Origin of the sequence: Rhodococcus sp. RS1C4 (assembly GCF_002258225.1) — a bacterium.
GTDB lineage: Bacteria > Actinomycetota > Actinomycetes > Mycobacteriales > Mycobacteriaceae > Rhodococcoides > Rhodococcoides fascians_E.
The window spans coordinates 144,824-158,565 of sequence record NZ_NOXZ01000028.1 but is presented as its reverse complement, the minus strand read 5'-3'; the positions used below and the strand labels follow the sequence as shown (position 1 = coordinate 158,565).

The 13,742-nt window shown below is 64.6% G+C and carries 15 protein-coding genes; 6 read left to right on the top strand and 9 right to left on the bottom strand.

Annotation, left to right across the window (positions count from 1 at the left end; all coding sequences use genetic code 11):
* Positions 1-19 precede the first annotated feature (19 nt).
* The 6 genes from CH289_RS14215 to CH289_RS14190 are packed head-to-tail and all read right to left on the bottom strand — an operon-like array spanning position 20 to position 4,276.
* Positions 20-1,150 (bottom strand): LLM class flavin-dependent oxidoreductase, encoded by a 1,131-nt coding sequence (locus CH289_RS14215; protein WP_033188666.1) that lies wholly within the window; start codon positions 1,148-1,150, stop codon positions 20-22.
* A 16-nt stretch (positions 1,151-1,166) separates the two neighbouring features.
* Positions 1,167-1,985, bottom strand: coding sequence for an NADPH-dependent oxidoreductase (locus CH289_RS14210; protein WP_019666570.1), 819 nt, complete (start codon positions 1,983-1,985; stop codon positions 1,167-1,169).
* Between the two features lie 45 nt (positions 1,986-2,030).
* On the bottom strand, positions 2,031-3,020 hold the full coding sequence (locus CH289_RS14205) for an MBL fold metallo-hydrolase (protein ID WP_094728070.1): 990 nt from the start codon (positions 3,018-3,020) through the stop codon (positions 2,031-2,033).
* 22 nt (positions 3,021-3,042) lie between these two features.
* Positions 3,043-3,528: a hypothetical protein gene (locus tag CH289_RS14200; protein ID WP_019666572.1), complete on the bottom strand. Its 486-nt coding sequence runs from the start codon at positions 3,526-3,528 to the stop codon at positions 3,043-3,045.
* Positions 3,525-4,049 (bottom strand): hypothetical protein, encoded by a 525-nt coding sequence (locus CH289_RS14195; RefSeq protein ID WP_020112556.1) that lies wholly within the window; start codon positions 4,047-4,049, stop codon positions 3,525-3,527. Before CH289_RS14195 ends, CH289_RS14200 begins: the two co-directional genes overlap by 4 nt.
* Positions 4,050-4,051: 2 nt before the next feature.
* Positions 4,052-4,276: a helix-turn-helix transcriptional regulator gene (locus CH289_RS14190; RefSeq protein ID WP_019666574.1), complete on the bottom strand. Its 225-nt coding sequence runs from the start codon at positions 4,274-4,276 to the stop codon at positions 4,052-4,054.
* Between the two features lie 188 nt (positions 4,277-4,464).
* Here CH289_RS14190 and urtA point away from each other — a divergent pair, with 188 nt between their 5' ends.
* The 6 genes from urtA (at position 4,465) to CH289_RS14160 (ending at position 10,020) form a co-directional block, all read left to right on the top strand.
* The gene (gene urtA / locus CH289_RS14185; RefSeq protein WP_020112557.1) at positions 4,465-5,739 is read left to right on the top strand and encodes an urea ABC transporter substrate-binding protein; all 1,275 of its coding nucleotides are present in this window, start codon (positions 4,465-4,467) and stop codon (positions 5,737-5,739) included.
* A gap of 79 nt (positions 5,740-5,818) precedes the next feature.
* Positions 5,819-6,703 (top strand): urea ABC transporter permease subunit UrtB, encoded by an 885-nt coding sequence (urtB, locus tag CH289_RS14180; RefSeq protein WP_020112558.1) that lies wholly within the window; start codon positions 5,819-5,821, stop codon positions 6,701-6,703.
* Positions 6,700-7,788 carry an urea ABC transporter permease subunit UrtC gene (gene urtC / locus CH289_RS14175; protein WP_019666577.1) on the top strand — a complete coding sequence of 363 codons (1,089 nt, stop codon included), beginning with the start codon at positions 6,700-6,702 and terminating at the stop codon, positions 7,786-7,788. The genes urtB and urtC overlap by 4 nt, the downstream gene beginning before the upstream one ends.
* Positions 7,785-8,615 carry an urea ABC transporter ATP-binding protein UrtD gene (gene urtD, locus CH289_RS14170; RefSeq protein WP_019666578.1) on the top strand — a complete coding sequence of 277 codons (831 nt, stop codon included), beginning with the start codon at positions 7,785-7,787 and terminating at the stop codon, positions 8,613-8,615. The genes urtC and urtD overlap by 4 nt, the downstream gene beginning before the upstream one ends.
* Complete coding sequence (gene urtE, locus CH289_RS14165) at positions 8,608-9,300, top strand: urea ABC transporter ATP-binding subunit UrtE (protein ID WP_019666579.1); 693 nt, start codon at positions 8,608-8,610, stop codon at positions 9,298-9,300. The genes urtD and urtE overlap by 8 nt, the downstream gene beginning before the upstream one ends.
* A gap of 15 nt (positions 9,301-9,315) precedes the next feature.
* Positions 9,316-10,020, top strand: coding sequence for a GntR family transcriptional regulator (locus tag CH289_RS14160; protein ID WP_179276803.1), 705 nt, complete (start codon positions 9,316-9,318; stop codon positions 10,018-10,020).
* Between the two features lie 13 nt (positions 10,021-10,033).
* On the opposite strand, the gene CH289_RS14155 is transcribed toward CH289_RS14160, so the two are convergent.
* Genes CH289_RS14155 through prpD form a run of 3 tightly spaced genes read right to left on the bottom strand, consistent with a single transcriptional unit; the run spans position 10,034 to position 13,589 of the window.
* Positions 10,034-11,179, bottom strand: coding sequence for a bifunctional 2-methylcitrate synthase/citrate synthase (locus CH289_RS14155; RefSeq protein ID WP_094728069.1), 1,146 nt, complete (start codon positions 11,177-11,179; stop codon positions 10,034-10,036).
* The gene (gene prpB, locus CH289_RS14150; RefSeq protein ID WP_094728068.1) at positions 11,176-12,087 is read right to left on the bottom strand and encodes a methylisocitrate lyase; all 912 of its coding nucleotides are present in this window, start codon (positions 12,085-12,087) and stop codon (positions 11,176-11,178) included. The genes CH289_RS14155 and prpB overlap by 4 nt, the downstream gene beginning before the upstream one ends.
* Positions 12,084-13,589, bottom strand: a complete 1,506-nt coding sequence (prpD, locus tag CH289_RS14145) for a 2-methylcitrate dehydratase PrpD (RefSeq protein ID WP_019666583.1) — start codon at positions 13,587-13,589, stop codon at positions 12,084-12,086. The genes prpB and prpD overlap by 4 nt, the downstream gene beginning before the upstream one ends.
* Positions 13,590-13,742: the final 153 nt, after the last annotated feature.

Here is a 13,742-nt window from a genome sequence, read left to right as displayed (position 1 = left end):
TCGCCGCACTCGCAGCGGGTCAGGAGGCAGTGAATCCCTTGGCTCGGTCGGCGTCGAACGGACTCCACAGTGTCGTGGACAGTTCCTTCTTCACCAGAGGGATCACTTCCTCCGCGAAGCGGCGAAGCGTGTCCTTCTGCTGCTCGAAGTCCAGGACATGATTCACCGACACCGACTGCAGATCGTGCCCGTAACTGTCGTGGTAGTCGAGAATCTTCTCCGCAACCCTGTCCGGGGATCCCACCAGTGCCGGGCCGCGCTCGACAGCATCCTCGATGGTCCGGAAACTCGTCACCTTCCCCTTCGCGGCCGGGTCGTGCTTGCCACCGAGGTCACTCCGCAAGCTACGCTCCAGCCGCTTGTCCTGCTGGGCCACGAACCCTTCGTAGATCGGACGGAACTCGTCGGTCGCCTGTTCGGTGGTGTCGGCGAGGAACAGCCCGCCGGAACCCGATCCGACGTAGAGCTTCTCCGGGTCGTGGCCGTGCGCGAGGTACTGCTCCCGGTATCGATCGATGAGAACCTTGTAGTTCTCTCGCGGCTGCAGAGCGTTGGCGGTGACGATGGGATCTCCCCACTTCGCGGCCAGGTCCACCGCCTCCACCGACGTCGCGGATCCGTGCCAGATTCGAAACGGTCCGTCGAACGGCCGCGGAAGGGTGGTCGCGTCGACGAGTGGGTGCCGGTGCGTCCCGTTCCAGTCGACGTGCTCTTCACGAACGAGCCGCCGAAGCAGTTCGTAGTTCTCGGTGAGGTACTCGTACTGCTTGGAGATGTCGAGGCCGAACAGTGGGTACTGCAGTGCTTCGTTGCCTTTACCGATGACGGGTTCGAATCGTCCGCGGCTGAGTTGGTCGATCGTCGCGAAGTCCTCGGCGACACGGATCGGATCGAGGACGGCGACGACGGATACTCCGGTCGACAGCAGGATCCGGTCGGTCGCGTGGGCGATGGCACCGAGAATCACCGTCGGCGACGAGGACAGGACGTCCCCGGCGTGACGTTCTCCGACGGAGAAGGAATCGAAGCCGAGTTCTTCGGCGAGAACTGCCGTTTCGACGACGCGACCCAGCCTGTCCGACGGATGGACGACCTCCCCGGTCACCGGGTGCGGTGGGTTGAAGATGATGTCCAGAATCTGAAATCGCACGTCGAATGTCTTTCTGTTATTTGGAGAGCAAGCCGCGGGCGGAGAGTGAATCCCGAATGGTGTCGCGCCCCTTCAGCGATGTCGCGTCGCGCAGCCGTGCGAGCACGGCGGTGGTCCATGCCGTCGTGCGCCCCTGTTCGCGGTTGTACTCTCCCAGTCGTTCGTCGTAGACATCGATGCCGGAGTCGGCCGTCTCGGCGTCGTAGACGTCGTGATGGAGAACCGACGCCAGCGGCAGTCGAGGCTTGATACCGGGACCGGTGCCGTCGGTGGCGACAGCGGAGCGGCCGACGGACAGCCCGAACACCGGGAACGCCGCGGGAGGCAGGTCGAGCTCGTCGGAGATCTCTTCGGGCGCGTTGCGGACGGCTCCCACGTACACCGTCCCCCAACCGAGTGACTCCGCGGCGACGACGGCGTTCTGCGCGGCCAATGCTGCGTCGATCGCGCCCAGGAGCGTCGAGTCCAGGTAATCGGCACCCTCCGACGGCACACCCCGGCGTTCGGCCAGGCGCCGGACACGGCCCAGGTCGGCGAGAAAAACCAGGAACACCGGAGCTTGGGCAATGAAGGCCTGGTCACCTGCCAGCGTCGCGATCCGTGCCTTGCGCTCCGGATCACGGACGGCGACGACGCTCCAGGCCTGCAGGTTGGACGACGTCGGCGCGGACTGTGCTGCTGCGACGATGGTCTCGATGGTGGCGGTGTCGATCGGGTCCGAGGTGAAACTGCGCACCGAGCGATGGGAGAGCAGCACCTCCAGCGTCTCGTTCCGGTGCGCGAGCTCGCGTAGGTCCGGGTCGCGGTAGCGCTGAAATACTGGAGCAGGAGTCACTCGGACGATGATTGCCGCGTCGGTGCAGCGTGCACAGTGTTGGACTCAGCGTGATTCTATTGCCCGCAGCAGCGCCCCTGCGTCGGCGAACGCTCGTGCGCGGCGCAGCAGGGTCGGCGGGGCTGCAGGCTCGCCCTTCCACAGGCGGTAGAGGGTGGACATGGTGAGCACGAGCCGTTCGGGCGAGCCCCACGCCTGATACGGCTGAAACTCTCTCGACTGCATCATGTTTCGTGCCGCATGCGCATACTCGACACCGGCGTCGAAGTGTTGGCGGCCGGCGTCGTCGACCCAGGTCCAGTACTCGCGGACCGCGCGGATCTCGTCGGCACCGCACAGTGGTCCGTGACCGGGCACGTACACGGCGGCGTCGAGCGCCAGTAGATGATCGAGTGCGTCGATCCAGTTGGACAAGGGGCCGTGCCACAGGATGGGCGTCGAACCGATGAACAGTAGGTCACCGCTGAACACGACACCGACGTCGGGCACGTGGGCGATCAGGTCTCCTGCCGTGTGCGCGGGCCCCAGATATCTGAGTTGTACGGCTCTGGTTCCGACGTCGATCCGTTCCGTCACGTCGAAGGTGTGATTCGGTAGCCGCGGCGAGGTACGGGGAAAGGTCGCCCCGCCCCGCACACGGTCCATGTAAGTCCCGGTTGCTCCGACCGGCCCGGGCAACCGGCCCGCCAGTGCCCCCAACGACGCGAACAGGTGCACGCCCGACGGGGGCGTCTCCTCCTTCATCGCATGCAACGACGCTGCGCTCGTGATGATTCTGGCGTCCGACGGAACCGTGTCGTTGCCCCACCAATGGTCGCCGTCCGAGTGCGTGTTGACCACGTCGGTGACCGGTGATCGTCGTGTGAGAGAACGATTCTCGGACGCGATGGCGTCGGCCCTGCCCGTGTCCCAGACGGTGTCGATCACCATCGACGCCGCACCGTCGTCGACGATCAGGCCGGTGTTCGTCTGGCCCCAGCCTCCAGGCGTCCACAGGTGGGCCCAGGTGCCGTCGGCGATCTGCTGTGCGTTCATGCACTCGACCCTAGCTACCGGGTCACTGGTCCGCCTCGGCTTCGAAGCGGGCGTTGCGACGACGCATCCACCACACCCCGAGTCCGACGACTCCGCCGCCGACGACGGCTCCGACGACACCGCCTGCCCAGGAACTCGCATCGGAGAACGTGTTCGGTTGCAACCTGATCAACGCCCCGACGTATCCGATGATCAGCACCACCGCGACGACGAGTCCGCGCACCCGGTTGATCTTGGACGCGGTGTACAGGTTGACCTTCCGCGCCGCCGAGTAACCGATGGTCAGGACGTTGATCACGGTGAGGGTGACGAGGATGCCGAGGCCGACCCATGCCCCGGTGGTGCCTGCCACCCACGGCAACACCGCGGCAGAGACGAGCGAGGCCCACTGGAAGAGCTGAAACCCTATGGCCGACGCTTCGTTCCACACATCACGCTGACGTTCGTCGTCGTAGAACTCGTCGTCCAGATCGCCGACGAATCGAAGTGCTTTCACGAACGCGTTCATATCTGCTCCTTCGTCAGTTCCTGCAGCTCGGTTGCTTCGGCAGCAGCTTCGGCCTCGCGGTCGAGTCGACGCTTGCGAACGAGGCCGTGCACCCCGCACCCGACGCCGACGCACGCTCCGATGGCCATACCGACGAACACTGCTGCACCTCCTGCGCTCAGGTACTCGGAAGCCAGGGTGATCATCGCGCCGAACGCCGCGATCAGGTACACGCCGGTGCACAGGTAGATCCTTGGGCGAGCCAGTGATTGGGAGGTGTACATGTCGAGGCCTCGGGCCTTCGCGTACATCAGAACCATCGACGACACCGTGAAGAACACGGCCAGCACGCCGAGCGTGATCCAACTGCCGGTCACGCCTGCCACCCACGGGAGAACGGATCCGGCGATCAGCAGAGTCCAGACGAACAGCTGAAACCCTATGGCCGAGGCCTCGTTCCACACATCGCGCTGACGTTCGTCGTCGTAGAATTCGTCGTCGAGATCGCCGATGTACTGCATCGCCGCTGTGAAGGTGCTCATCTCTACTCCGTTTCGAAGAGTGTTTCGACGGTCGTTCCCAGTGCTCGCGCCAGCTTGATCGCGAGGTAGACGCTCGGGGCGTAATCGCCGCCCTCGACCGAAACGATGCTCTGCCTGCTGACTCCGCAGATCTTGCCCAGCTCGGCCTGGGTGAGCCGCGCCGCTTTGCGGTGCTCGCGCACCGAGTTGATCTTCAGCGCGTCGGTGGTCTTCGCCGCGTCTCTCATAGGTAAAAGTCAAGCGGACTTGTCACTGGATGTCAACCCTGCTTGTCATTTCGATCGACGGCCGGTTGTTTACACCCGCGTAATCCGTGCAACGAACTCGTCACCGCGGAACATATCAACGCAATACTTCCCCTTTACTGTCTGCAATCGCGAATACAACTCCGTATACAAGCGAAAGGGCTTCCGCGATGCCTGCTCTTCCTTCCAGCAAGTTCGCCACCAAGGCACTGGTGCTCCCCGCAGCGCTGGCGATGGTCGGACTGACCCTCACCGCGTGCGGCAGCAGGGCCGGTGACACGGCGTCGGGCGAGGGTGGCGGGGCCACCGAATCCTGCGTCGACACCTCGGGCGACACCGTCAAGGTCGGTTCGCTGAACTCCCTGTCCGGCACGATGGCGATCAGTGAAGTGACGGTTCGTGATTCGATCGCCCTGGCCGTGGAGGAGATCAACGCGTCGGGAGGCGTCAACGGAAAGCAGATCGAGGTGGTCGCCGAGGACGGTGCGTCCGAGCCGACCGTGTTCGCGGAGAAGGCCGAGAAGCTCATCAGCAGCGACTGTGTCGCAGCGGTATTCGGCGGGTGGACGTCGTCGTCGCGCAAGGCCATGCTTCCGGTCTTCGAGGACAACGACGCACTCCTGTACTACCCGGTGCAGTACGAAGGCCTCGAAGCGTCGGACAACATCTTCTACACCGGCGCCACGACCAATCAACAGATCATCCCCGCGCTGGATTACCTGAAGGAGCAGGGGGTCACCTCGCTCTACCTGGTCGGTAGCGACTACGTCTTCCCGCAGACCGCCAACCGCGAGATCAAGGCGTACGCCGCGGCCAACGGCATCGAGATCAAGGGCGAGGACTACACGCCGCTCGGGTCCACCGACTTCTCCACCATCGTCAACAAGGTTCGATCCGCCGACGCGGACGCCGTGTTCAACACGCTCAACGGCGACTCCAACGTCGCGTTCTTCCGTGAGTACACCAATGCCGGCCTCAATGCCGCTGACATGCCGGTGATTTCGGTGTCCATCGCCGAGGAAGAGGTCGCGGGCATCGGTGCACAGAACATCGCGGGCCAGTTGACGGCGTGGAACTACTACCAGACGGTCGACACACCGGAGAACTCGAAGTTCGTCGCCGACTACAAGGCCAAGTACGGCGCCGACAAGCCGACCTCCGATCCGATGGAAGCCGCGTACACCTCGGTGTACCTGTGGAAGAACACCGTCGAGAAGGCAGATTCGTTCGCAGTCGCCGACATTCAGGCCGCGGCGGACGGCGTGAGCTTCGCAGCCCCCGAGGGTGAAGTGGTCATCAACGGCGACAACCACCACATCTCCAAGACCGCACGCATCGGTGAAATCCGCCCCGACGGCCTGATCTACACGGTCTGGGAGTCGCCGGCACCGATCGAGCCCGACCCGTTCCTGGAGACCTACGACTGGGCCGCCGACCTCAACTGACCCCGGTCCCCGCTGTGCGCGCACATGTAGGCCAGGGTCGGCATGTACGCGCACGGAGGGGCCTGTAAAGGAGCCTTACATGGATGTCGTAGTCGGGCAGCTGTTCACCGGCCTGAGTATCGGATCGATTCTCTTGCTCGCCGCTCTGGGACTCTCGCTGACGTTCGGTCAGATGGGCGTCATCAACATGGCTCATGGTGAGTTCATCATGGCCGGTTCGTACACCGCGTACGTCGTGCAGCAGATCGTCTCCACCGGCGGAGCGTCGCTGTTCATCTCTCTGATCGTCGGATTCCTCGTCGGCGGCGCCATGGGCGTCCTGCTCGAGGTCACGCTCATCCAGCGCATGTATCACCGGCCGTTGGACACACTGCTCGTCACCTTCGGTGTCGGTCTGGTTCTCCAGCAGCTCGCCCGCGACATCTTCGGCGCTCCGGCCGTCAACGTCGTCTCCCCCGGCTGGTTGTCCGGCGGTGTCGACATCCTCGGAGCCGTCGTCCCCAAGACGAGGATCTTCATTCTCGTTCTCGCCGTACTCTGCGTTCTCGCACTGTCGTTCGCGCTCAAGACGACACCGATGGGTCGACGCATCCGCGCGGTCGTGCAGAACCGCGATCTCGCCGAGACGTCGGGCATCTCGTCCCGTAGGACCGACATCTCGACGTTCTTCATCGGGTCCGGCCTCGCCGGCGTCGCCGGTGTGGCGTTGACGCTGATCGGCTCCACCAGTTCCACCGTCGGGCAGAGCTATCTGATCGACGCGTTCCTGGTGGTCGTCGTCGGCGGCCTCGGCCAGATCAAGGGCGCGGTGATAGCCGCGTTCACACTCGGCATCGTCAACTCGTTCATCGAGTACAACACGACGGCGTCCATTGCCAAGGTCATTCTGTTCGTCCTCATCGTGATCTTCCTCCAAGCCCGCCCGCAGGGTCTGTTCGCGGTCAAGACAAGGAGTTTGGTGTGAAAACCTTCGTCGCGAAACGTGGAGCATGGCTCGGTTTCGCCATCGCCGCGATCCTCCTGTTCGCCGTCGCACCGGCTGTTCTCAGTGAGTTCAGGCTCAATCTTCTCGGCAAGTTCATCTGCTACGCCATCGTTGCGGTAGGCATCGGATTGGCCTGGGGCCGAGGCGGAATGCTCACGCTCGGCCAGGGTGTGTTCTTCGGGCTCGGTGCGTACATCATGGCGATGCACCTCAAGATCTCCGACGCCGACATCCGCGGCGACGCGGTCCCGGACTTCATGTCCATCGCCGGTATTCGCGAGCTACCGTCGTACTGGGTTCCGTTCCAGTCTCCGCTCGTCACGATCCTCGGGATCCTGTTCATCCCGGCTTTCGTCGCACTCGTCCTCGGTCTCGGCGTCTTCAAGCGTCGGGTCAAGGGTGCGTACTTCGCCATCCTCAGTCAGGCGCTGGCCGCTGCGTTCGCCATCCTGCTGATCGGTCAGCAGAGCACCGGTGGATCCAACGGACTCAACCGATTCCGGACGTTCTTCGGGTTCAACCTGAACGACCCGGCCAACAAGCAGATGCTGTTCTTCATCGCGGCCGGTGTTCTGCTCGCGGTCGTCGCCATCACTCGCCAGCTGATGTACTCGCGGTACGGAGAGCTGCTCGTCGCCGTTCGCGACCAGGAGGAGCGCGTCCGCTTCCTCGGATACGATCCCGCGAACGTCAAGATCGTCGCCTACGTCGCCGCTGCGTTCTTCGCCGGCCTCGCCGGAGCCCTGTTCGTGCCCATCGTCGGGATCGTCTCGCCGAACGACGTCGGCATCGTCCCGTCCATCGCCTTCCTGATCGGCGTTGCGATCGGCGGACGCACCACACTTCTGGGGCCGGTGCTGGGCGCGCTCGGCGTCGCGTGGGCCCAGACCACACTCTCGGAGCAGTTCCCGTCCGGGTGGACCTACGCACAGGGGCTGCTGTTCATCGTCGTCGTCGGATTCTTCCCCGCGGGTGTGGCCGGTCTGTTCGCACTCCGGAAACGAAAGAAGGCAGGTGACGACGTGGTCACCGTCGACGCCGTGGAGAAGGAGCTCGTCAAATGATCCACGTGGAGGGGCATCAGCCCACGTTCGGTGGCAATGCAGGCATGTCGAGCCAGTACCTGGAAGTCCGCGGTCTCACCGTCAGTTTCGACGGCTTCAAGGCGAACACCGACGTCGATCTCACTCTCATGCAGGGCGATCTCCGATTTCTCATCGGACCGAACGGTGCAGGCAAGACGACGCTGATCGACGCCATCACCGGACTCGTCCCAGCAACGGGATCGGTCACCAAGTCCGGCGTCGAACTGCTCGGCAAGAAGGTGCACCAGATCGCACGGCTCGGCGTCGGTCGAACGTTCCAGACTGCCAGCATCTTCGAGCAGCTCACCGTGTTGCAGAACCTCGACATCGCAGCGGGGTCGAAACGCACGTGGTCGACGATGCTCCGCAAACGCAAGACGGTGTCGGACGAGATCGAGGAGGCGCTCGAGACGATCGGCCTGAAGGCGCACCGGGACAAGCCGGCGGGCATTCTCGCGCACGGCCAGAAGCAGTGGCTCGAGATCGGAATGTTGTTGGTGCAGAACGCCGATGTGCTTCTGCTCGACGAGCCCGTTGCCGGTATGAGTCACGAGGAGCGGGAGGAGACAGGTGAACTGTTGCGCCGCATCGGCGGTGAGCGCACGGTCGTCGTCGTCGAGCACGACATGGACTTCATGCGCGCGTTCGCGACGTCGGTGACGGTCCTCGCCGGAGGCCGAATCCTGTCGGAGGGCACCGTCGCCGAGGTCCAGGCCGACCCGAAGGTCCAGGAGGTGTATCTCGGTACCGCAGCGGCGGGCGAGGAACTCGATCAGATCGCAGAAGAAGGAGACAGTCATGCTTGAGCTGATCGACGTACGCACCGGGTACGGCCGGAGCGAAGTCATCCACGGTGCGTCGCTGACCGTTCCGGCCGACGGCGTCGCGGCCGTCATGGGACACAACGGTGCGGGGAAGACGACGCTGCTCCGTGCCGCCGTCGGACTGTTGAAGGTCACCTCGGGCAAGGTCATGTTCGACGGTGAGGACGTCAGCGCGTTGCGGCCGAGCGCGCGCGTCGCTCGTGGTCTCGCCTACGTACCGCAGGGCCAACAGTCCTTCGGGCAGTTGACGACGGCCGAGAACCTGCAGGTCGTCGCCGACGGCCGTAAACGCGGAAAAGCGCTGATCGACGAGGCCCTCGACCTCTTCCCCGCGTTGAAGGAGCTCCTCACCCGTCGTGCCGGACTGCTGTCCGGCGGGCAGCGTCAGCAGTTGGCGATCGCCCGGGCACTCATCACCGAACCGAAGATGCTGATTCTCGACGAGCCCACCGAGGGCATCCAACCGTCGGTCGTCGCCGAGATCGAGCGCACCATCCTGGATCTGACCCGTCGCGGCGGTCTCGGTGTCCTGTTGGTGGAGCAGCACATCGGCTTCGCTCTGGAGTCCGCACAGAACTACTACATTCTCGAGGCCGGGCGAATCACGTCGAGCGGCAACGGCGGGGCCGATTCGGAAGCCGACGTTCGTGCAGCGATGGCGATCTGAGCGGCGACCACGAACATGACAGATGTGCCCTACACCGCGATCAGCGGCGGAGGACCTCTGCGCGAACAGGTGTACGTCGCGCTCCGTCAGGATCTGATGGCGGGGGTGTTCGACCCGACGACACGCCTCGGCGAGGAGAAACTCGCCGAGGCGTACGGGGTGTCGCGCACGCCCGTCCGAGAAGCGATGGCGCGTCTTCTCGCCGACGGGTTGGTGCAGCGACTCGACGCGGGCCTCTTTCCGTACCGGCCACGTCTCGACGATCTGGCCGACCTCTACGAACTCCGAACGACTTTGGAGCTCCGAGGTATCGACCGGGTCGACACCGAGCCGCACGACGCCACCGCGGTCCGCGAGGTCCTGAACGACTGGACGCAGGCGAGGTCGTCACTTCCGCACCCGGACGCGGAGTTCGTCGCGCGGGACGAATCGTTCCACGTGACGCTGCTGGCGGCGTCGGGCAATCCTGCGTTGGCCGAGGCGCTTCGTGCGGTGAACGCACGGATACGACCGGTGCGGATGTTCGATTCCCTGACTCGGGAGCGCATCGCGTCCACTGTCGACGAACACGTTGCCATCTGTGTGGCCGTCGTGGAGGGGGATCTCGCGGCGGCACGAGCGTCGCTGCTGGCGCACATCGACCTCGCGCAGCGGATCGTCATCGACCGTGCGACTCAGGCTCTGTCGATGGCGAAGATAGCACTGGCAGTGCAGAATTGAAGCTCGGACGGCGTCATGCACCGACGGCGCGCTGCGGAACGCCTGAGTAGTCGCTGAGCGGACGGATGAGCGCATTGGATGCACCCTGCTCGATGATGTGGGCCGTCCAACCGGTGATTCGGCTCATCACGAAGATCGGGGTGAAGACGTCGATGTCGAAGCCGATCAGGTAGTACGTCGGCCCGGTGGGGAAGTCGAGGTTCGGCTCGATCGAGGTCTCCTCGTTCATCGTGCGTTCGAGTACGTCGTACATCCGTACCCATTTGCGGCCGTTCGTTGCTTCGGCCACGTCCTGGAAGGCTGCTCGCATCGTCGGCACCCGGGAGTCGCCGTTCTTGTAGACACGGTGCCCGAAGCCCATCACTTTCTCCTTGGCCGCGAGCTTGTCCAGGAGCCACTGCCTCGCCAAGTGCGGTTCGCCGATGTCGAGCATGGCGTGCATGACCGCTTCGTTGGCCCCGCCGTGCAACGTTCCCTTCAATGCGCCTATCGCCGCGGTGACGGCACTGTAGATGTCCGACAGTGTCGAGGTCACGACTCGGGCTGCGAACGTCGACGCATTGAAGCTGTGCTCCGCGTACAGGATCAGTGACACCTCGAACGCCTCGACGATCTTCGGGTCGGGCACGCTCCCGAAGCACATGTTCAGGAAGTTCTCGGCGAACCCCAGGTGGGTGTGCGGTGCGATCGGATCGAGGCCGCGTCGACGACGGTGATCCGCGGCGACGATGGTCGGTAGGACGGCGGTCATCCGAAGCGCCTTGTTCAGGTTCGCCGACGCCGAATTGTCCTCTTCCGCCGGGTCTTCCGCGCCCAGATAACTGATCGCGGTGCGCACGACGTCCATCGGGTGGCAGTTGTCCGGCATCTTCGCCACCAGCGACAACAACGATCGGTCGGCGCGGCGGTGAGCCCGCTCTCGCTGCGAGAACAGCTCGAGTTGCGGGTTCGTCGGTAGCTCGCCGTTCCACAGCAGGTACGCCACTTCCTCGAAGCTGCAGTGCTCCGCGAGGTCCTGCACGGCGTACCCGCGGTAGGTCAGGGAGTTGGTCTCCGGGACCACCTTGGAGATGGCCGTCGTGTCGACGACCACTCCGGCCAGGCCTTTGTGGATCGTCTTCGTCTCGGCCAGGGCAGCTCTCGTTGTCGGATAGGTCATCTCGCGTCCCTCGTGTAGGTGAAGATCCCTCGATCGAATCGGTTGTACTGGCCGTACTCGAGCAGTTCGTAGAGGCGGCTGCGGTGTTGCATGCGGTCCAGGTCGGCGGCTTGTGTTCCGGTGGAGGCGATCTCACGTAGCCCGTTCTCGACGGCGAACATCGCCAGCCGCAGCGTCGTGACCGGGTAGATGACCGCGTTGTACCCCAGGTCCTGGAGTACGTGTGCCGGTATCAGCTCGGATTTGCCGAATTCGGTCATGTTGGCGAGCAACGGCGTGGTGACGGCACCGCGGAACGCGGCGAACTCGGCCTCGTCGGCCAATGCTTCGGTGAAGATGAGGTCGGCCCCGGCGTCGGCGTATGCCTTCGCCCGCGTGATCGCGGCGTCGATTCCCTCGATCGCGCGCGCGTCGGTGCGCGCGCAGATCACGAAGTTCGGGTCGCGCCGCGCGGACACCGCGGCCCGGATGCGCTGCACCATCGTCTCGGTGTCGACGACGGCTTTGCCGTCCAGGTGGCCACAGCGCTTGGGATTGACCTGGTCCTCGAGGTGGCAGCCGGCGATGCCTGCATCCTCGAGCATCGTGACGGTGCGTGCGGCGCTCATCGGTTCACCGAAGCCCGTGTCGGCGTCGATCAATACCGGCAGGTCGGTCACGCGTGCGATCTGCTGTCCTCGGCCCGCGACCTCGCTCAGTGTCGTCAGTCCGATGTCGGGCAGTCCGAGGTCCGCGGACAGCACTGCACCGGAGACGTACACACCCTCGAACCCGATTTCCTGCACCAGTTTCGCGACGAGAGGCGAGAAGGCACCGGGCAACCGCTGGATCGTGCCCGAGGCGAGACCGGCGCGAAACGCCGCCCGCTTGTCCGACGCCGACGTCGATGCGGCAATGAGGCCGGTCATCGGAAGATGCCCTTCGGGGTCTTCGGCGCCCGGGCCAGCACGTCGCCGCCGACCGTGAACGTGAGTCGGTCGAGCTCCCCGGCCGCCAGCGTCGGCGCGTTCTGCGCAGCGGTGAGGAAGCGGTCCTGCTCGTCGGGAGACACGATCCCGTCGGCGAGTGTCCTGAACTTGTCGATGTACTGCTCACGGGCGAACGGCCGGGCGCCCAGCGGATGGGCGTCGGCGACCGCGAGTTCGTCGACGATGACGGTCCCGTCCTTCAGCGTGATCTCGGCACGAGCGCCGAAAGCCTTCTCGTCCGGGTCGGTCGAGTGGTACCGGCGGGTCCACTCCGGATCCTCCGCCGTCGAGATCTTGTTCCACAGTTCGATGGTCGCCGGTCGCTGCGCACGCTCGGGAGCGTAGGACCGCTCGTGGTGCCACTCGCCGTCTTCGAGCGCCACGGCGAAGATGTACATCACCGAGTGGTCGAGCGTCTCCCGGGATGCTGTGGGATCGAACTTCTGCGGATCGTTCGACCCGGTGCCGATGACGTAGTGCGTGTGGTGGCTGGTGTGCAGCACGATCGTCTCGATCCGGTCGAGATCGTCGATGCGGGAGCGCATTCGGCGGGCCAGGTCGATCGGCGCCTGACTCTGGTACTCGGCCGAGTGCTCCTTGGTGTAGCTGTCGAGAATTGCGCGCTTGGCTTCGCCAGGTCCGGGCAACGGCACCTGGTATTCGGCGTCGGGTCCACCGAGAAGCCATGCGATGACGCCGTCCTCGCCCTCCCAGATCGGCGACGGTGCCCCCTCGCCGCGCAGCGCCCGGTCGACGGCTTCGACGGCGACCTTTCCGGCCAGAGCCGGCGCGTACGCCTTCCAACTCGAGATTGCACCCTTGCGTGACTGACGGGTGGCGGTCGTGGTGTGCAGTGCCTGGCCGACGGCTTGGTAGATGGTCTCGGTGTCGAGTCCGAGGAGCGTTCCGATACCCGCTGCTGCCGACGGACCGAGGTGGGCGACGTGATCGATCTTGTGTTCGTGCAACGAGATCGCTCGTACGAGGTCGATCTGGATCTCGTAGCCGGTGGCGAGTCCGCGGATCAGGTCTCGGCCGGAGCACCCGGAATGCTGGGCGACGGCGAGGATCGGCGGAATGTTGTCGCCGGGGTGCGAGTACTCCGCCGCGAGGAACGTGTCGTGGAAGTCGAGTTCACGCACGGCGACGCCGTTGGCCCAGGCCGCCCACTCCGGTGAGAACGTGCCGGGTACGCCGAACACGGTCGCACCGGGGCTGTACGGATGCGCCTGCGCTTGGGTGCGCGCACTCGTGACCGGTCGACGCACCAGGGAGGCCGCGGCCACCGACGCGTTGTCGATGATGCGGTTCACGATCATGTCGGTCGTGTCCTCGGGTACCGGGACGGCATCGGCCGCCACCTCCGCGACTTTCCACGCCAGGTGCTCGGACCGGGGGAAGTCCTCGGCGGATCGACGGGTACGTACCAGATGGGTCTTCACTGACTGGTCCTCTTCTGCTGTGGTTACGCTTCTTTTGCAAACGTACGCACCTGGCCCTCACCTGCGAAAGGTGTGGCCCGTGCCTATTTTTGCGATGCGCAGGGTGCAAATTTGCGAATGTTGCGAATGCCCGTCGGATACTCTCTCCAGCAC